Source organism: Halorubrum tropicale (assembly GCF_001280455.1).
GTDB lineage: Archaea > Halobacteriota > Halobacteria > Halobacteriales > Haloferacaceae > Halorubrum > Halorubrum tropicale.
The window spans coordinates 209433-227089 of record NZ_LIST01000003.1; the positions used below are offsets into that span (position 1 = coordinate 209433).

The 17657-nt window shown below is 71.6% G+C and carries 21 protein-coding genes; 15 read left to right on the forward strand and 6 right to left on the reverse strand.

Going from position 1 to position 17657, the window contains the following annotated elements; all coding sequences use genetic code 11:
* Nucleotides 1-9 precede the first annotated feature (9 nt).
* The 3 genes from AMR74_RS08820 to AMR74_RS08830 form a co-directional block, all read right to left on the reverse strand.
* Nucleotides 10-144, reverse strand: coding sequence for a DNA-directed RNA polymerase subunit P (locus AMR74_RS08820; protein WP_006114270.1), 135 nt, complete (start codon nucleotides 142-144; stop codon nucleotides 10-12).
* Nucleotides 145-148: 4 nt separating this feature from the next.
* The gene (locus AMR74_RS08825) at nucleotides 149-415 is read right to left on the reverse strand and encodes a 50S ribosomal protein L37 (protein WP_053771700.1); all 267 of its coding nucleotides are present in this window, start codon (nucleotides 413-415) and stop codon (nucleotides 149-151) included.
* Nucleotides 416-871: 456 nt separating this feature from the next.
* Entirely contained in the window at nucleotides 872-1807 is a 936-nt protein-coding gene (locus tag AMR74_RS08830) for a sulfide-dependent adenosine diphosphate thiazole synthase (RefSeq protein WP_053771701.1), read from the reverse strand.
* A 349-nt stretch (nucleotides 1808-2156) separates the two neighbouring features.
* On the opposite strand from AMR74_RS08830, the gene pyk reads away from it, so the two are divergent.
* The 9 genes from pyk (at nucleotide 2157) to AMR74_RS08875 (ending at nucleotide 10774) form a co-directional block, all read left to right on the forward strand.
* Nucleotides 2157-3914 carry a pyruvate kinase gene (gene pyk, locus AMR74_RS08835; protein ID WP_053771702.1) on the forward strand — a complete coding sequence of 586 codons (1758 nt, stop codon included), beginning with the start codon at nucleotides 2157-2159 and terminating at the stop codon, nucleotides 3912-3914.
* 117 nt (nucleotides 3915-4031) lie between these two features.
* Nucleotides 4032-4319, forward strand: a complete 288-nt coding sequence (locus AMR74_RS08840) for a DUF7312 domain-containing protein (RefSeq protein WP_053771703.1) — start codon at nucleotides 4032-4034, stop codon at nucleotides 4317-4319.
* A gap of 101 nt (nucleotides 4320-4420) precedes the next feature.
* Nucleotides 4421-5047 carry an NfeD family protein gene (locus tag AMR74_RS08845; protein ID WP_053771704.1) on the forward strand — a complete coding sequence of 209 codons (627 nt, stop codon included), beginning with the start codon at nucleotides 4421-4423 and terminating at the stop codon, nucleotides 5045-5047.
* 72 nt (nucleotides 5048-5119) lie between these two features.
* Complete coding sequence (locus tag AMR74_RS08850) at nucleotides 5120-5863, forward strand: YIP1 family protein (protein WP_053771705.1); 744 nt, start codon at nucleotides 5120-5122, stop codon at nucleotides 5861-5863.
* A 93-nt stretch (nucleotides 5864-5956) separates the two neighbouring features.
* Nucleotides 5957-6598 carry a dCTP deaminase gene (gene dcd / locus AMR74_RS08855; RefSeq protein ID WP_053771706.1) on the forward strand — a complete coding sequence of 214 codons (642 nt, stop codon included), beginning with the start codon at nucleotides 5957-5959 and terminating at the stop codon, nucleotides 6596-6598.
* Nucleotides 6595-7509 (forward strand): thiamine-phosphate synthase family protein, encoded by a 915-nt coding sequence (locus tag AMR74_RS08860; RefSeq protein ID WP_053771707.1) that lies wholly within the window; start codon nucleotides 6595-6597, stop codon nucleotides 7507-7509. Before dcd ends, AMR74_RS08860 begins: the two co-directional genes overlap by 4 nt.
* An 86-nt stretch (nucleotides 7510-7595) precedes the next feature.
* Complete coding sequence (locus AMR74_RS08865) at nucleotides 7596-8048, forward strand: pyridoxamine 5'-phosphate oxidase family protein (protein WP_053771708.1); 453 nt, start codon at nucleotides 7596-7598, stop codon at nucleotides 8046-8048.
* Between the two features lie 328 nt (nucleotides 8049-8376).
* Nucleotides 8377-10500, forward strand: coding sequence for a methionine--tRNA ligase (gene metG, locus AMR74_RS08870; protein WP_053771709.1), 2124 nt, complete (start codon nucleotides 8377-8379; stop codon nucleotides 10498-10500).
* Between the two features lie 67 nt (nucleotides 10501-10567).
* The gene (locus tag AMR74_RS08875; RefSeq protein ID WP_053771710.1) at nucleotides 10568-10774 is read left to right on the forward strand and encodes a hypothetical protein; all 207 of its coding nucleotides are present in this window, start codon (nucleotides 10568-10570) and stop codon (nucleotides 10772-10774) included.
* A gap of 30 nt (nucleotides 10775-10804) precedes the next feature.
* Here the strand turns inward: AMR74_RS08875 and AMR74_RS08880 are convergent, their stop codons facing one another.
* Nucleotides 10805-11230 (reverse strand): VOC family protein, encoded by a 426-nt coding sequence (locus AMR74_RS08880; RefSeq protein ID WP_053771711.1) that lies wholly within the window; start codon nucleotides 11228-11230, stop codon nucleotides 10805-10807.
* 39 nt (nucleotides 11231-11269) lie between these two features.
* Nucleotides 11270-11395 (reverse strand): transporter, encoded by a 126-nt coding sequence (locus tag AMR74_RS19395; RefSeq protein ID WP_197702923.1) that lies wholly within the window; start codon nucleotides 11393-11395, stop codon nucleotides 11270-11272.
* A gap of 118 nt (nucleotides 11396-11513) precedes the next feature.
* Here AMR74_RS19395 and AMR74_RS08885 point away from each other — a divergent pair, with 118 nt between their 5' ends.
* From AMR74_RS08885 to AMR74_RS08905, 5 genes are all read left to right on the forward strand, one after another.
* Nucleotides 11514-12200, forward strand: a complete 687-nt coding sequence (locus AMR74_RS08885; RefSeq protein ID WP_053771966.1) for a 2,5-diamino-6-(ribosylamino)-4(3H)-pyrimidinone 5'-phosphate reductase — start codon at nucleotides 11514-11516, stop codon at nucleotides 12198-12200.
* A gap of 210 nt (nucleotides 12201-12410) precedes the next feature.
* A complete protein-coding gene (locus AMR74_RS08890; RefSeq protein ID WP_053771712.1) occupies nucleotides 12411-13334 on the forward strand; it encodes a coiled-coil protein in 924 nt (307 codons plus the stop codon).
* A 141-nt stretch (nucleotides 13335-13475) separates the two neighbouring features.
* A complete protein-coding gene (sppA, locus tag AMR74_RS08895) occupies nucleotides 13476-14411 on the forward strand; it encodes a signal peptide peptidase SppA (RefSeq protein ID WP_053771713.1) in 936 nt (311 codons plus the stop codon).
* A 114-nt stretch (nucleotides 14412-14525) separates the two neighbouring features.
* Nucleotides 14526-15662, forward strand: coding sequence for a DUF373 family protein (locus tag AMR74_RS08900; RefSeq protein WP_053771714.1), 1137 nt, complete (start codon nucleotides 14526-14528; stop codon nucleotides 15660-15662).
* Nucleotides 15663-15734: 72 nt separating this feature from the next.
* Nucleotides 15735-16559 carry a shikimate dehydrogenase gene (locus AMR74_RS08905; protein WP_053771715.1) on the forward strand — a complete coding sequence of 275 codons (825 nt, stop codon included), beginning with the start codon at nucleotides 15735-15737 and terminating at the stop codon, nucleotides 16557-16559.
* A gap of 24 nt (nucleotides 16560-16583) precedes the next feature.
* Here the strand turns inward: AMR74_RS08905 and AMR74_RS08910 are convergent, their stop codons facing one another.
* Complete coding sequence (locus AMR74_RS08910; protein WP_053771716.1) at nucleotides 16584-17042, reverse strand: hypothetical protein; 459 nt, start codon at nucleotides 17040-17042, stop codon at nucleotides 16584-16586.
* 104 nt (nucleotides 17043-17146) lie between these two features.
* On the opposite strand from AMR74_RS08910, the gene AMR74_RS08915 reads away from it, so the two are divergent.
* Nucleotides 17147-17656 carry a helix-hairpin-helix domain-containing protein gene (locus AMR74_RS08915; RefSeq protein ID WP_053771717.1) on the forward strand — a complete coding sequence of 170 codons (510 nt, stop codon included), beginning with the start codon at nucleotides 17147-17149 and terminating at the stop codon, nucleotides 17654-17656.
* Nucleotide 17657: the final 1 nt, after the last annotated feature.

Genomic DNA, 17657 nt, shown 5'->3' on the forward strand with positions numbered 1-17657 from the left:
GAGACGGCGTTACTCGACGTCGACTTCCTTGATGCCGCCGCCGCGCTCCTTCAGGAGGACGCGGTGGCCGCAGTACGGGCAGCGCACGCCGCCGTACTCGTCGAGGGTGACGTCGCGCTTACAGCGGGAGCACTTGTAGCTCATCGTCCTACTCCTCGTCGGCGAGCGCGGCGCGGATGGAGCGGCGGACGGTGCGACCGCCGGGCGTGTCGGGGCGGTACGCGCCGCCCGTGAACGTCTCGCCGGTCTCCTCGTTGACCCAGATGCCGGTACCCACGCGCTTCACGTCGTCGCCGTCGACGGTCGCGTTGCGCATCTCCTCTTCGATGTCCTGGACCCGCTTGCGGGAGACCCGGCCGTAACGGGCGCCGAATCGGCCCGCGCTGCCGGTGCTTCGAGCCTTGTCCTCAGCCATAGTAGCCACTCCTACCGCCAGCGCAGGTAAAAAGGCTGCGAGTTGCGGCGGTCGGAGCCGCCGACGGCGACGACGAAAGACGGGTGAGCGAGCGCGGCGGCGCGTGCCTGCGAGCGGCCGGAGCGAAGCGGAGGCCGCGAGGCAGCACGCGCGAGGGACGCCGTGAGTGACGGGCGACCGCAGGGAGCCCGGAACGAACGGCGAGGCTGGGGAGGTGTGAGGCTGCTGTGCCGTGCGGCGCGGGGCGGGACTCAAAGGGGCAGCCGGGAGGGCGACGGCGCGCGACGCAAGCACCGCAACGAGGGAGCGGAGCGACCGAGTGCGGAGCGCAGCGAGCGCACCGAGCCCTCCCGGCCGGGGCGTTGGCGGTGTTCGCTACGGATCCCTACGGGCAATTCACGAGTAGACGCCTGAGGATTTGGAGGGGTGCGTTCCCGGAGCGTCAGCGGCGATGTATCAGTCGTCGGCGGGCGCGGGCGCGCCGCCGGTCGACAGCGTGACTTCGGGCGCGTCGACCTCCAGCTCGTCGAGGGCGGCCTGCGCGGCGCGCTTCCCGGAGACGAGCATCGCGCCGAACGTCGGACCCATCCGCGGGAGGCCGTGCGCGGTGGCGACCGCCATCCCGGAGGCGATCAGGCCGTCGTGGACGACGCCGGTGTGCTCGACGACGGCGTCCTCGCTCTCGCCGACCCACATCGAGTCGTGGCCGGGCGAGTCGTGGCCAGGGGCGCCGTACTGGTCGTCGCCCGTCTGGTCCATCCCGGTGTTGTGCTCTTTCGCGTGCTCGATGCCGGGCGCCGAGAGGACGCCGCGCTCGTCGAGCTTGCTGATCGCGACGGCGTCGTGGCCGGTCGCGTCGATGACGAGGTCGGACTCCACCGCGATGGGGTCGACGCAGGTGATCTCCCGGGGGAGCGCGTGGACCGGCGTCCAGTTCATCACGATGCCGCCGACCCGGTGGTCGTCGCGGACGACGAGGTCGGTGAACTCGGTCATGTTCTGGACGCGCGCGCCGGCGTCGCAGGCGGCCTTGATCAGCCCGGAGCAGGCCTCCGGGCCCGCGGCGGTGTAGAGCCCGTCCACGTCCGCGACCGGCTCGTAGTCCACGTCGAGGTCGCCGAGGATCTCCTGGGCGGGGTCCCGGACCGTGACGGTGTTCATCAGGAACCCGCCGAGCCAGAAGCCGCCGCCGAGGTAGTTGTTCTTCTCGACGATCATCACCTTCACGCCGCGCTCGGCCAGCTCCTTCGCGGCCATCAGCCCCGACGGGCCGCCGCCGAGGACGATCACCTCGGAGTCGGTGAAATCGAGGAACCCGTCGGTCCACTCGGTACCGATGGCCTTCGTCACGTCCGTCTCGCTCACGTCGCTGAAGCCGTCGAATCCGTTCATACAACTTGGTAGTATTACTTGGTTGTGAAATGCGTTGCGGTCGACACGGAGTTGTACGTATAAATGCTGTCGGCACCACCGACACGAACATCACCAGAGTCCCAGCCGAGAGGGCTCGGTGCGCTCGCTGCGCTCCGCACTCGGTCGCTCCGCTCCCTCGTTGCGGTGCTTGTCTCGCGGCCTCCGCTTCGCTCCGGCCGCTCGCAGGCACGCGCCGCCGCAGTTCGGACTGCGACTCATCCACGCCGGGCACCGGACTGAACCCGCGGCGCGCCCGTCCGTCACGAACGTTCACTCGGGAGCGACTCAACCGGGTGCCTTTTTCCGGCGCTACGTCGAACCCGGCGGTATGCGAAACGCCAAGATCGTCTGTACGATCGGTCCCGCCTCGGACGACCGGGACACGATCCGCGGCCTCGCCGACGCGGGGATGTCCGTCGTCCGACTCAACGCCAGCCACGGGACCACCGACCACCGGGAGACGGTGATCGAGCGCGCCCGCGCCGTCGACGACGAGATCGACGACCCGCTCGCGGTGATGGTCGACCTGAAGGGCCCGGAGGTCCGCACGGCCGAGATCGACGAGCCGATCGAACTCGCGACCGACTCGGAGGTCACCTTCCTCGAAGCCGACGACGCGACGCCCGAGCGCGTCGGCCTCACCCACTCGATCGGGGCCGCCGGGCCGGGCGACACGATCCTCCTCGACGACGGCCGGATCGAGTGCCGCGTCGAGCGCGTCGACGGCGAGTCCGTGGTCGCCACGGTCGTCTCCGGCGGGAAGCTCGGCTCCCGGAAGGGCGTGAACCTTCCGGGCGTCGCCATCGACGTGGACCTGATCACGCCGGAGGACGAGGCCGAACTCGACCTCGCCGCGCGCACCGACGCCGACTTCGTCGCGGCCTCGTTCGTGCGCGACGCCGACGACGTCTACCGGATCGCCGACGAACTTGAGGCCCGCGGCGGCGGCGACATCCCGATCGTCGCGAAGATCGAGCGCGCCGGCGCCGTCGAGAACTTGGAGGGGATCGTCGACGCCGCCGACGGCGTGATGGTCGCCCGCGGCGACCTCGGGGTCGAGTGCCCGCTGGAGGACGTGCCCGTGATCCAAAAGCGGATCATCCGGACCTGCGTCAACGAGGGCGTCCCCGTCATCACGGCGACGGAGATGCTCGACTCGATGGTCTCCTCGCGGCGCCCGACCCGCGCCGAGGCCTCCGACGTGGCCAACGCCGTCCTCGACGGCACCGACGCGGTCATGCTCTCGGGCGAGACCGCGGTCGGCGACGACCCCGTCAACGTCGTCGAGACGATGGACCGGATCGTCCGGGAGGTCGAGGCCAGCGACGAGTACGCGGAGACGCGCGAGCAGCGCGTCCCGACCGCGGAGGAGGGCTCCCGCACGGAGGCGCTGGCGCGCTCGGCGCGCTACCTCGCGCGCGACATCGGCGCGTCGACGGTCGTCGCCGTCTCCGAGTCCGGCTTCACCGCGCGCAAGACCGCCATGTTCCGGCCGGGCGTCCCGGTCGTCGCCACGACGCCGGACGACCGCGTCCGCCGCCAGCTCGCGCTCTCGTGGGGCGTCCGCCCCGTGCTGACCGGGTACGCCAAGGACATGGAGGCGATTCTCGACAACGCGGTCGACGCCGCGCTCGACCGCGGGGGGGCCGCGTCCGGCGACACCCTCGTGGTCCTCTCCGGCATGCTCACCGAGTTCGAGGGGACGAACACGACGAACACGCTGAAGGTCCACGTCGCCGCCGAGACGCTCGTGACGGGGAAGGCGGTCGTCGCCGGCCGCGTCGCCGCCCCGGTCCACCGGACCGCTGACGGCGACCTCGACGCGCTGCCGGCGGGCTCCGTCGTCGCGCTCGACGCCGGCTTCGACGGGGAGTTCTCCGGCGACCTCGACCGGATCGCCGGCATCATCGACGCCCGCGAGGGGATGACCGGCTACCCCGCCGTCGTCGCCCGCGAACTCGGCGTCCCGATGGTCTCCGGCGCCGGCCTCCCCGACTCGGTCGCGGACGGAACGACCGTGACCCTCGACGGCGAGCGCGGCGTCGTCTACGACGGCGACGTCCTCCGGGCGGCCCGCGAGCGGTAGGCCGCGCCCGATCCCGCCGACGCAGCGTCACCCGACGCGCCGCCATCGCGTGACCGCCCCGGCCCCGCGCCGCTTGCGCCCGCCAGCCATTTATTACGGAGTCGCGTAGGCCCGATCATGAGCGACGAATCCGGCGACGACGCCCGCGACGAGCGCGTGTCCGACGCCGCGGAGTCGACGGAGTTCGGCGACCGCAGCCGGGCCAACGATGCCGGCGATGAGGAGCCGGACGGCGGCGGCGAGTGGCGCTTCTCGGTCGACGACGTGGGGCCGAACGGCGTCACCGAGGACACCGCCACCCCGGCGGACGAGCCGATAGAGCCGGGCGACGTGGACCTCGAACACGCGGTCTTCGTCGTCCTCGGCGTCGCGCTCACCGTCGGGACCCTGCTGGTCGGCTTCTAAACGCGCGCGGTCGACGACCCGGACCGCAGAGGACGCCGCCGACCGACGGCGCCGCGGTCGCGCGTACCACCACTTATCAGGCCGCGGCCGTAGGACCGATTATGAACGCGCTCGCACAGTCCGGGCTCCTCTCCCCGGACACCCTCCCGCTCCTACTCCTGACCGCGGGGCTGCTGCTCTCGATGGCGGAGGCGCTCGCGCCGGGGGCGAACTTCATCGTCGTCGGCATCGCGCTCATCGGCGCGGGGCTCGGCGGCCTGCTCCTGGCGTCGTTCGGCGTCGCCGGCGCGCTCCTCACGCTGCTCATGGCGCTGCTGACGCTCGCGTTCGGCGCCGCCGCCTTCTACGGCTACCACGAGTTCGACCTCTACGGCGGGAAAGGGCAGCAACAGACCAGCGACAGCGACTCGCTGAAGGGGAAGACGGGGACGGTCACGGAGCGAGTGACCCCCACGGGCGGCGAGGTGAAGCTCGCCGGCGGCGGCTTCAACCCCCACTACTCCGCCCGGTCGATGGAGGGAACGATCGACGAGGGCGAGGAGGTGATGGTGGTCGACCCGGGCGGCGGCAACGTCGTCACCGTCGAGTCGATGGGGTACGTCGAGGACGACATCGACCGCGAGCTGGCGGCCGACCGCGCCCGTAAGGCCGCCGCGAACGAGGCGGCGGAGGCGGACGACGCCGACACAGAGGAGGTCGAGCGGGAGACCGAACTCGACCGGGAGTGACGCGGGCGGCCGGGCACGGCCCCGGAGCTGTGAGCGGAAAAGCACTTGTCCGTCGGCGGGGACCACCCGACGATGCCCTCCCCGTTCGCCGCCCTCGCGAGCCTGCCCGGCAGCGTGCTCGACCGCGTCCGCGACGGGTTCGACTCCCCTCACGCCGGGACCGTCGCGGTCGCGATGCTGGTCGTGGCGACGATCGGTACCAGCCTCGGAATCGTCGCGCTCGGCGGCGTCTTCGACGCGACGGTCGACCAGCGGATCACCGTCGACAACCCCGACCGGCCGTCGGAGTCGACCTGCGAGACGTTCGGCGACGAGCCGGGGTCGATGTTCGCCGAGGAGTGCGACGAACCGGAACGGATCGAGGTCGACGCGGGGGAGGAACTGCGCGACGCCGCGACCGGGTTCATCCACTACGGCCTGTTGGGCGTCCCCCTCTGGTGGGTCGTGTTCGCGCTCGCGCTCCACGTCGGGGCGCTCGTCGCGGGCGGCTCCGGCTCCGCCGGCGACTCGTTCGTGATCGCCGGCTGGGCGGTCGGCGCGGAACTGCTCCGGCTCGGGGCCGGGATCGTCGGGATCTGGTACACGCTCTCGAACGCGGACCCCGCAGGGTCGTCGTTCGAGGCGCTCACGACGGACCTCGTCGCGGCGGTCACGGGTCTGACGGGCCCGCTGCTGGTCGCCTCGGCGGTCGCGATCGCTATCCAGTGGGTCATCGTCGTCGCCGGGCTGGAATCTCGGCACGACCTCGGTCGCGGCGCCGCGGCGGGCGTGGCGACGTTCTTCGCCGCGAGCGCGCTGGCGCTGGCAGCGGTCTGAGTCACGCCGGATCGATCGGTCGGGGACGCCGGTCGGACCGCCCGCGACCGCGGTTTCGGGAGTTTTTAATCCGCCGGCGCTCCCCCTCCCGGTATGATCCTGTCCGACGCCGACATCCTCGACCGGCTCGCCGAGGGCGACCTCGCGATCGAGCCGCTCGACGACGTCGACCAGCAGGTCCAGCCCGCGAGCGTGGACCTGCGGCTCGGCGAGCGGTTCCTGGAGTTCCAGCGCACCAACATCCCCTGTATCCACCCGACCGACGCGGGCGAGGTGAGCGAGTACGTCACCGAGACGACCGTCGACGAGGGCGACGAGTTCATCCTCCACCCCGGTGACTTCGTCCTCGGGACGACAGCCGAGCGCGTCGCGATCCCGGACGACCTCGTCGCCCACGTCGAGGGCCGCTCGTCGCTCGGCCGGCTCGCGATCGTCGTCCACGCGACCGCGGGGCTGTGCGACCCCGGCTACGAGGGGCAGATCACGCTCGAACTCTCGAACCTCGGCACCGCGCCCGTGGCGCTCTCGCCGGGCATGCGCGTGTCGCAGCTCACCTTCACGGAGCTGAAACGGCCCGCGGAGCGACCGTACGGCGCCGAGCGGGGCTCGAAGTACCAGGGACAGGACGGGCCGCAGGCGTCGCGGATCGGCGACGATCCCGAGTTCGCGGGCGAGGCGGGCGACCGACGCGAGGGTGGCGGAGGGGCGACGCCGTCGGGCGGTGATCGCGAATGAGGTTCATCGAGGAGGTCGTCGTCGACGAGTTCCTGCCGACCGTCCGATCGATGCTCGCGGAGGACCTCCGCGACCGCGGGTTCACGCAGTCCGAGGTCGCGTCGGCGCTCGGCATCTCGCAGTCGGCCGTGTCGAAGTACGCCGCCGGCGACGTGGCGAGACACGAGCGGATCGTCGCCGACGAGCGCGTGCGCGACCTCGTCGAGCGGGTCGGCGAGGGGCTCGCGAGCGGCGACCTCACGCCGGTGGCCGCGCTCGTGGAGATAGAGGTGCTGATCCGGCAGTTGGAGGAGGGGGACCTGCTCGCCGACCTCCACGAGACGGCGATGCCCGCGCTCGCCGACGCCGACGTCGAGTTCTCCGTCCACGACCCCGACAGCGGGCTCCGGGAGCGCGAGCGGGTCCTCACCTCGGTCCGCCGCGGGCTCCGCACCCTGACGAACGCCTCGGGCTTCGCCGGGCTCATCCCGAACGTCGGGGCGAACGTGGCGGAGTGTCTCGGCGACGCCCGAGCGATCGACGACGTGGCGGCGGTCCCCGGCCGACTCGTCGACGTGAAGGGGCGGGCGATGGTCCCCGGCGAGCCCGAGTTCGGCGTGAGCGAACACGTCGCGACGGTGTTGCTCGCCGCCCGCGAGGGCGGGGCGACCGCCCGCGGCGCGGTGAACGTCCGGTACGACCCCGACACCGTCGAGGCGCTCGCCGAGTCGCACCCGACCGTCGAGTTCGACGCCGAACGCCCGACGCGCGAGGCGGTCGCGGACGCGGTCGCGACCGCCGGCTCCCCGACGGACGGGGACGGGGGAACGCTCGTCCTGTACCAGACCGGCGCGGTCGGCATCGAGCCGATCGCGTACGTGCTCGCTCCGACGGCGTCCGAGGCGGCCGCGATCGTCCGCGACATCCTGTAGGTGGGGCGGTCGCCGTGGCCCGCGACGGTCCGCACGCCGCGCGATACATGAGAGGTATTCATTAACATACAGGGCGTAGGTCCCGTATGACAGACGCGGACGCGGTTCGGATGACGGACGACGAGCGCGACGAGTTCCTCGGGCGGTCGGGGACCGGCGTCCTCTCGCTGTCGACGGACGGCGACGGGCCGCCGCACTCGGTCCCGGTGTCGTACGGGTACGATCCGGTCGAGGGGACGTTCTACTTCCGGCTCGCCGTCGGAGCGGACAGCGGAAAGGCGAACGCCGCCGACCGCGGCGTCACGTTCGTCGTCTACGGGCGGGACGACGAGCGGTGGAAGAGCGTGGTGGCGAGCGGCCGACTGGTGTCGACCAGCGACGACGCCAGCGCGACCGAGTCGCTCGCCGGCCTCGAGCGGACGGCGGAGATCCCCATCGTCGACGCCTTCGGCGAGCCGACGAGCGAGGTGACGTTCGAGTACTACCGGCTCGATCCGGAGCGGCTCACGGGGCGCGCCGAGCAGGCGATGGAGCCCTGAAGACCCCGGCCGAGGGCGCCGCCGACCCCGGGCGACGCTTTTTAGACGGAACCGCCCGAAGCGTGAGGCGTGACACGGCGTCGACGGTTCGGGATGCGGATGCGCTCCTTCTAGCGGCGGGCGGACCCGCCGCGTCGCCGCCGGCCCGTAACGCGGTCGGCGGCGACGCGGCGGCGAATCCCGTCGCCTTCCCGCAGCGCCCGGACCCTCGACTGCCTCGCCGGCGCCGACACCGACGACCGCGCGAGCGCCGGTCTCCCCGCGGTCGCCGGCCTCGAACCAGCGGGCTTTAGACCCGATCGACCGACACACGACACACACGCACCACATGAGCCACGACGATTACCCCACCGACCGGCCCGCGGTGGTGACCTGTGGACTGCCGTACGCGAACGGCGACCTCCACATCGGCCACCTCCGCACCTACGTCGGCGGCGACGTGTACAGCCGCGCGCTCGACCGACTCGGCCAGGAGACCGCGTTCGTCTCCGGCTCGGACATGCACGGCACGCCCGTCGCGGTCAACGCCGAACAGGAGGGCGTCTCGCCCGAGGAGTTCGCGCTCGACTGGCACGAGCGCTACGCCGAGACGTTCCCGAAGTTCAACGTCGAGTTCGACAACTACGGCCACACCCACGACGAGACGAACACGGAGTTGACCCAGGACCTCGTCCGCGACCTCGACGAGGCGGGCCACCTCTACGAGAAGGAGATCATGGTCGCGTACGACCCCGTCGACGACCAGTACCTCCCGGACCGCTACGTCGAGGGGACGTGCCCGTACTGCGGCGCCCACGCCCGCGGCGACGAGTGCGACGAGGGGTGCCAGCGCCACCTCGAACCGGGGGAGGTCGAGGACCCCGAGTCGACGATCACCGGCAACCCCGCGGAGTACCGCGAGCGAACCCACCAGTTCTTCGCGGTCTCGGAGTTCGCCGACTACCTCTCCGGCTTCCTCGACCGCCTCGAAGGCACCTCGAACGCCCGGAACCAGCCCCGCGAGTGGATCGAGCAGGGGCTCCAGGACTGGTGTATCACCCGCGACATGGACTGGGGGATCGACCTGCCCGACGAGAATCCGCAGGACCTCGTCTTGTACGTCTGGGTCGACGCCCCGATCGAGTACATCGCCTCGACGAAGCAGTACTCCGAGCGCGTCGGCGCCGACGCCTTCGACTGGGAGGCCGCCTGGAAGGAGGGCGCGAGCGACGAGCACCCGGAGGGCGGCGAGATCGTCCACGTGATCGGCCGCGACATCATCCAACACCACACGATCTTCTGGCCCGCAATGTTAGAGGCGACCGACCACGCGGAGCCGCGCGCGGTGATGGCGAGCGGGTTCGTCACCCTCGACGGCAAGGGGTTCTCCACGAGCCGCGACCGCGCCGTCTGGGCCGACGAGTACTTAGACGAGGGGTTCCACCCCGACCCGCTGCGCTACTACCTCGCGACCAACGGCGGGTTCCAGCAGGACGTGGACTTCTCGTGGGAGAAGTTCGCCGAGCGCGTCAACACCGAGCTGGTGGGCACGGTCGGCAACTTCCTCTACCGCTCGCTCCTCTTCGCCCACCGCAACTACGAGGACGGCCCCGACGCCGACGCGCCGAGCGACGACGTGGCGGCGCGGATCGACGAGGCCGTCGACGAGTTCGCGGCCGCGGTCAACGACTACTCCGTCCGCGCGCTCGGCGACGCCGTCACCGGCCTCGCGCGGTACGGCAACGAGTACATCCAGCGCAACGAGCCCTGGAAGCTCGTCGACGAGGAGCCTGCCGAGGCCGAGCGCGTCATCTACGACTGCGTCGCGCTCGCGAAGGCGATCGCCGTGCTCTTCGAGCCGCTGGCGCCCGAGAAGAGCGAGCGGCTCTGGGCCCAGCTCGGCGAGCCCGGCTCCGTCCACGAGGCGACCGTCGAGGCCGCCCGCGAGGGCCCCGCCGGCGACCTGAGCGAGCCGACCGAGCTGTTCGAGCAGGTGGAAGACGAGCGCGTCGAGGACCTGAACGAGAAGCTCGAAGCGCGCGTCGCCGAGGCGGAGAGCGACGACGCTGACGACGAGAGCGGCGCTGACGACGAGGGCGACGAGACCGAGACCACCGACGACACCGACATGAGCGACATCGAACCCATCAGCGACGACCGCATCGGCTTCGAACAGTTCCAGGAGCTGGACATCCGCGTCGGCCGCATCGAGGCGGCCGAGGGGATCGAGGGGGCCGACGACCTCGTTGAGCTCACCGTCGACCTCGGCGCGGAGACCCGGACGATCGTCGCGGGGCTCAAACAGCTCCACGAGGTCGACGAGCTGCCGGACACGAAGGTGATCGTGCTCGCGAACATGGAGAAGGCGGAGCTGTTCGGCGTCGAGTCCAACGGCATGGTGCTGGCCGCCGGCGAGGACGCCGACCTCCTCACCACCTACGAGGACGCCGCGCCCGGCACGAAGGTGAAGTGAGGCCGCGGCGCCCCGCGGACGGCGACCGTTCTCGAAGTTTTATTTGACTGACGTGCGACGACGGGGTATGGCCCTCCTGGCGCGGTTCGAAGCCATGTCGTTTTCCGCACAGCTGATCGCCGTCGCGGTCGTCTGCGACCCGATCGGGTTCGCCGCCGGCTACCTCCTCGCGCCCGAGTTCGGCGTTGAGCCCATCCTCGGCGGCGTCTACGGGCTCGTGGCCGCGAGCGTCCCGATGTCGCTGCTCGTGCTCCGCGAGTCGATGTCGGGATAGGCAACACACGGCTCGCGCGAGCGAGCCCCGTCAGGCGTCGAGCACCTCGATCAGGTTCCCCTCCGGGTCCCGGACGAACAGGACGGTCGTCCCGCTCTCCGTCGTCCGCGGCGGGCTCAGCGTCTCGACGTCGTCGGCGAGCCCCGCGTGAAACGCCTCGACGTCGTCGACCGCGAGCCCGAGGTGAGTCGCTCCGGGGCGATTCAGGTCGGGGGCGTTCCCCAGACCCGACTCCTCGGCCGGGTCGTATTCGACGAGTTCGACGATCGCGTCCCCGGCGTCGAGGTGCGCGAACGCGGCGGCGGCGCCCTCGACGGCGACCGCCTCGGCGAAGGCGTCGCCGCCGACGGCGAACTCGGCGACGACGTCGAGGTCGAACGTCTCGGCGTAGAACTCGACGGCACGGTCGAGGTCGGCGACGGTGACGCCGACGTGGTGCGCGGTCGGGTCGGACACGGCCGGTCGGACGGTCCCCGCCGGGGAAATCGTATCGGGTCAGAGCCCGAACAGGCGGGCGGCGAGCCCGGCGAGCACGACCAGCGCGCCGAGGATGAACGTGCCCGGGATCGGGAGGAGGAACAGGGCGACGCCGATCAGGACCACGATCGTCGAGGTTCTCATGACGCGCTCCTTCGGTCCGGCGCCGGATACGCTTTGGGTCGGAGCGACCGCCGCGGTCGACGGTCGCGCCGACCTCCCCGACCGAAACGACCATTCCGCGTCCGGTCGACCGTCGCGTATGCACGTGGTCGTCAACGCGGCCCAGAGCGTCGACGGGAAGCTCGCCACTCGCCGCCGGGAGCAGCTCCGCATCTCCGGCCCCGAGGACTTCGACCGGGTCGACCGCGTCAGGGCGGCCGCGGACGCGGTGCTCGTGGGGGTCGGGACCGTCCTCGCGGACGACCCGCACCTCACGCTCGATGAGGAAGACCGCCGCGTCGAGCGCCTGCGGAACGGGCGGCCCGGCGACCCCGCCCGCGTCGTGATCGACTCGACGGGGCGGACGCCGACCGACGCCCGGATCTTAGACGACGCGGCCGCGACGTACCTGCTCGTCTCGGCCGCGACCGACCGGGAACGCCGCGAGGCGCTCGCCGACGCGGGCGCCGAGGTGATCGTGGCCGGCGAGGAGCGCGTCGACGTCGCCGAGGGGGTCGATCGGCTCGCCGAGCGCGGGGTCGACCGCCTGATGGTGGAGGGCGGCGGCGAGGTGATCTTCTCGTGTTTCGAGGCCGGCGTCGTCGACGAGCTCCACGTCTACGTCGGCTCGCTCGTCATCGGCGGCCGCGACGCGCCCACCCTCGCGGACGGCGCGGGCTTCACCGAGGGGTTCCCCGACCTGACGCTGACGGGCACGGAGCGGTTCGACGACGGGGTCGTCCTCTCGTACGCGGTGGGAGGGGACGGCGAGTCGTGTGAACGGTAACCACGGAAATCGGGGGGTACACGCGTCGTGGCACCGGTACGCACGAAAACCACCGAAGTATTTATGTATCGCCCGGGGGTAGTTGCGGGTACCAGAACGCCTCTGGCGCTGGTGGAATCGCACGCTGAAATGAACGGGAGTTCTTGTAGACGGCCCGACGCACCACAGCGAGCGTCCGCTATCGCCGGAGCGGTGATGGAGAGATAACAAATGGTAACGAAAGAAGAAGTCATCGAGCAGTACGACGTGGAAGCGATGGACGAGGCGGACAACGTGGACCTTTCTGAGGACGACCTGGAGAACGGCTCCAAGGGTCAGCTCATCAAACGCGCCGGCCAGCTGCGAGACCGACGCAACGAGCTGAACCAGATGGCGTCCGAGCGCGCCTCCAAGCGCGACGACCTCAACGCGAAGACGCGCGAGAAGGTCGACGAGGCCCAGGAGCACCGCGAGAAGCGCGACGAGCTCAACGAGCAGGTCCAAGAGCACAAGGACAAGCGCAACGAGCTCAACGCCGAGGCCAACGAGCTGTTCGACGAGGTCGAGGAGCTCAAACAGGACCTCGAACTCGGCTCCGGCAAGTCCATCGAGGAGCTCGAAGAGGAGATCGAGGACCTCGAGTTCCGCCAGCAGACGGAGGTGCTCGACGCGGAGGACGAGCGCGAGCTCATCGAGAAGATCGACGACAAACGCGAGAAGCTCGCCGAAAAGAAGGAGAAGGTCGACGACACGAGCGAGCTCGACGAGCTCGTCGAGGAGGCCGAGGAGGTCCGCTCCGAGGCGTCCCAGCACCACCAGAAGGTGACGGAGCTCGCCGACAAGGCCCAAGAGCACCACAACCAGATGATCGAGGCCTACCGCGAGGCCGACGACATCCGCGACGAGGCCGACGAGATGCACGAGCTGTTCGTCGAGGCCCAGGAGGCGGCCGACCGCCACCACGAGGACTTCGTCCGCGTCCAGAAGCGCCTGCGCGAGCTCGACAAGAAGGAGGAGGAAGAGCGGCAGGACGAGCGCGCCGAGAAGCGCGAGGAGGAGAAGGAAGAGGCCGAGGAGATCTATCAGAAGTTCAAGGAGGGCGAGACGCTCGACACCGAGGACCTGATGAAGCTCCAGAAGACCGGCCTCCTGTAAGCCGGCCGAGACGCGGTCCGACGCGGTTTTCTGCGGTTTTCCACGGTCGACAGCGACGCGCTCGGCGAGCGCGGGCGGCCGGTCCCGGCGACCGGCGTCGCCCACGACAGCATATAAACGGGAGCGCCGCCAACCGTCGGTATGGACGACGCGCCGGCGAACGGACGGAAGGGGTTGCTCGCGGCCGCCGCGGTCGGCGCGGCGACGACGATCGCGGGCCGCGCGGTCCTCGCGCGGCTCACGGGCGGGCGATTCGGTGACGCGGACGAGTACAACGTCGCGAAGGTGACGGTCTCGGGGCCGATCCGCCGGAACCAGGGGCGGCCGTCGCCGCTTTCGGGCCCGGGCGGTGCGACCGCGGACGACGTGGTCGAGCAGATCGAGGCGGCCGACGAGGACGACGACGCCGAGGCGCTGCTCGTCGAGCTCAACACGCCCGGCGGCGAGGTCGTGCCGAGCGACGACATCCGGCGGGCGGCCGCCGACTTCGACGGGCCGACGGTGGCGTACGCGACCGACACCTGCGCCTCCGGCGGGTACTGGATCGCGAGCGGCTGCGACGAGCTGTGGGCGCGCGAGGCGAGCCTCGTCGGCTCCATCGGCGTCGTCGGCTCCCGCCCGAACGCGAAGGGGCTCGCCGACAAGCTCGGCATCTCCTACGAGCAGTTCACCGCCGGCGAGTACAAGGACGCCGGCGTCCCGCTGAAGGAGATCGAGGAGGACGAACGGGAGTACCTCCAGGGGATCATCGACGGCTACTACGAGCAGTTCGTCGAGACCGTGAGCGAGGGCCGCGACATGGACCCCGAAGCGATCCGGGAGACCGAGGCGCGGGTGTACCTCGGGGACGACGCCGCCGAGCTCGGGCTGGTCGACGAGCTGGGCACAGAGGACGACGTCGAGGACCGGCTCGCCGACCTGATCGGGGCCGAGCCCGAGGTCCGCGAGTTCACCCCGGAGCGCGGGCTCGCGGAGCGGCTCGGCATCGGCGCCGAGCGCGTCGCGTTCGCGGCCGGGAGCGGCGTGGCGGGCGTGTTCGCCGACGACGGCGGCGACATCGACGTGGAGTTCCGGTAGCGACGGATCGGCCGTGGGGGCGGCGGAGGCCGACGAAAGCGCGGCCGCGAGGGCCGAACGGCGCGCGGCGACCGACGGGGAGGATTTTTGTCCGGCCGCGGTGTGAGACGACACGTGACGACGCTGGTCATCTGCGTCGACCGCTCGGGGGCGATCGGTCGCGCCACCAACGTCCCGATGCCGGTCGCCGGCTGGGAGGCCGTCCGGTCGCTGGTCACGGACGCCGGGCTGGACGACCCCGAGGACGCCAGCGTGAACTGCCTGCTGGAGTCGCTGCGCGTCGCGCGCGACCTCAGGGACGAACGCGAGGAGTCGGTGGTTGCGGTCGTCTCCGCCGAGAGCGACTCCCCGGTCGGCGCCGACCGCTCCATCGCCGCCCAGCTCGACGACCTCGTGGAGCGGTACGACCCGCGGGCCGCGATCGTCGTCGTCGACTCCGCGGAGGACGAGCGCGTCCTCCCGGTCGTCGAGTCGCGGGTCCCCGTCGACTCCGTCGACCGCGTCGTCGTCCGGCAGGCCCGGGACATCGAGTCCACCTACTACCTGCTCAAGCAGTTCCTCGCGGACGAGCAGCTTCGCTCGACGGTCCTCGTGCCGTTCGGCGTCGCGCTGCTCTTAGTCCCCGCGCTGTTCTACTGGTTCTCCGCCGGCGAGGCGGTCGCCGGCGTCGCCGGGCTGCTCGGCGCCGCGCTGCTGTACAAGGGGCTCGCGGTCGACCGGCTCGTGGCCGGGCTGCCGGAGCGCGTCCGCGAGGCGCTGTACGCCGGCCAGGTGTCGGTCGTGACGTACGTCGTCGCCGGCGGGCTCGCCCTCGTCGGCGGGTTCTTCGGCTTCCTCGCCGCCTCGAACCTCACCCCCGGATCGGCGCGGCTCGTCGAGGTCGTGGAGTTCACCTACGCCGCCGTCCCGTGGTTCGCGGTCGCGGGCGTGACCGCGGCCGTGGGGCGGCTGCTCGACGAGCTGATCCGCGACGAGGGGATCCGGACCCCGTACCTCAACCTCCCGTTCGTCATCGCCGCGGTCGCCCTCGTCGTCCGCGGGTTCGCCGGGTACTTCCTCGCGCAGGAGGCGATCCACGAGCCGCTGTCGGCGTACGGCATGACGATGACCCCAGTTCAACAGCTCGCGGCGTTCATCGTCGGCGGCATCGTGGTGTCGCTCGTCGGCGTCAAGATCGCCAGCGACGTCGGCACCGAGACCCTCGAAGACGTCATCGACGCGGAGCGGGACGCCGACGGCCGGCGGGAGTGAGACGGGGCGAGGGCCGGCGAGAGCGACCCGCCGACCGACCCGTTTTTGTCGGTCGCGGCCGCGTGAGCGGGCATGGACGTGTACGGACTGATCGGGAACCCGGTCGGCCACTCGCTGTCGCCGCCGATGCACGAGGCGGGTTACGAGGCGCTCGGCCTCGACGCGCGCTACGTCGCGTTCGAGCCGGACGCCGACGCCGCGGCCGCGGCGATATCGGGCGCGGCCGACCTCGGCGTCGCGGGGCTCAACGTGACGGTCCCGTTCAAGCGGGACGTTCTCGACGCGGTCGACGTCGCCCCGCTCGCGGAGCGCATCGGCGCGGTCAACACGGTCGACTACGGCCCGGTCCGGGCGGGCGAGGCCGACCGGCCGCGCGGCCACAACACCGACGCCGCGGGGGTGACGCGGGCGCTCGAACACCACGACGTGACCGTCGACGGCCGCGACGCGCTCGTGGTGGGCGCGGGCGGCGCGGGGCGGGCGGCCGCGTTCGCGCTGGCGGACGCCGGCGCGGCGGTCCACGTCGCGAACCGCACCGCGGAGCGCGCGGTCGAGCTCGCGGGGGACGTGCCGGGCGCGACCGGCGGCGGCCTCGACGGCCTCGGCGAGCGCGTCGCGGCCGCCGACCTGCTCGTCAACGCGACGAGCGTGGGGATGGAGGCGCCCGACGAGACCCCGGTGCCCGACGAACACCTCCACGGCGACCTCGCCGTCCTCGACGCGGTGTACGCGCCGATCGAGACCCGGCTCCTGCGGGAGGCCGCGGCCGCGGGCGCGACGACGGTCGACGGCGCGTGGATGCTGCTGTACCAGGGGGTGGAGGCGTTCGAGATCTGGACCGGCGAGGACGCGCCCGTCGACGCGATGAACGCGGCGCTGCGGGCGGAGTTGGAGTGAACGGACGGAGGGCCCGGCGGCCGCTCAGAGGAGCGACGGGCTCGCGAGCAGCCCGGCGGTGACGATCAGGCCGAGGGAGACGGCGGACGCGCCGTAGAGGAACGGCTTGGCCTCGCGGGCGGGCTCGCGGAGCTTGTCGGCGTCGAGCCCGTCGGCCAGCTTCGAGCCGGCGACCTCGACGAGTCCGGTGCCGACGAACCACAGCCCGAGCATCGTCAACACGAGGTGCCCGCGGGGCGTGCCCGTCAGCGCCTCGAAGGTGTACAGCGTCCCGGCCATGTGGCCGCCGGAGAGGACGAACGCGACCGCGCTGATCCGGGTGATCCAGCGCAGGCGACCGACGACCGAGCCGAGCGCGGTCGTCCCGATCTCGCCGCGGAGCGCGGGCGGGAGGACCGCGAGGGTGACGAACAGCACGCTGCCGACCCAGAGGACGGCGAAGCCGACGTGGACCGACCACATGACCGGATTGATCACGTTCATACGACCGCGACGGCCCGGCGTCACTTATAAACAGGCGGGACGGGGCCGGCGGTCGATTGCGGCGGAGAGGGTTTTTAAATATCTCGCACGTGTAGCCGCCGGCAATGGCGCTACTCCAGAAGCTCAAAGAGAAGCTCGGATTCGGGAGCGGTTCGGGCGAGCGCGAGTCCGGCGAGACGGAAGTGACGGTCGAGCACGAACCGGAGCCGGCGGCCGAGCCGCCAGCGGCCGGTGATTCGGTCGAGTCGAGCGACGCGGAGCCGGCGGAGAGCGAGGCGGACGACGGCGACGAGGCGGCGGTCGCCGCGGAGACGGAGGCGGCCGCCTCGACGGAGTCGCTCGTCGACGACGAGGGCGCGGGGGCGGACGAGGCGGCCGAGCAGGCGGAGGCCGCGGCGGGCGAGGCGGACGACGTCGCGGTCGACGACGACGACCGCGGCCCGAGCGTCGAGGAGATCAAGGGAATCGGCCCGGCGTACGCCGAGCGGCTCGCCGAGATCGGGATCGAGACGGTGGCCGACCTCGCGGACGCGGACGCCGCCGAGGTGGCGGAGGGCACGAGCGTCGGCGAGAAGCGCGCCGCGACGTGGATCGACCGCGCGGGCGAGTTCTGAC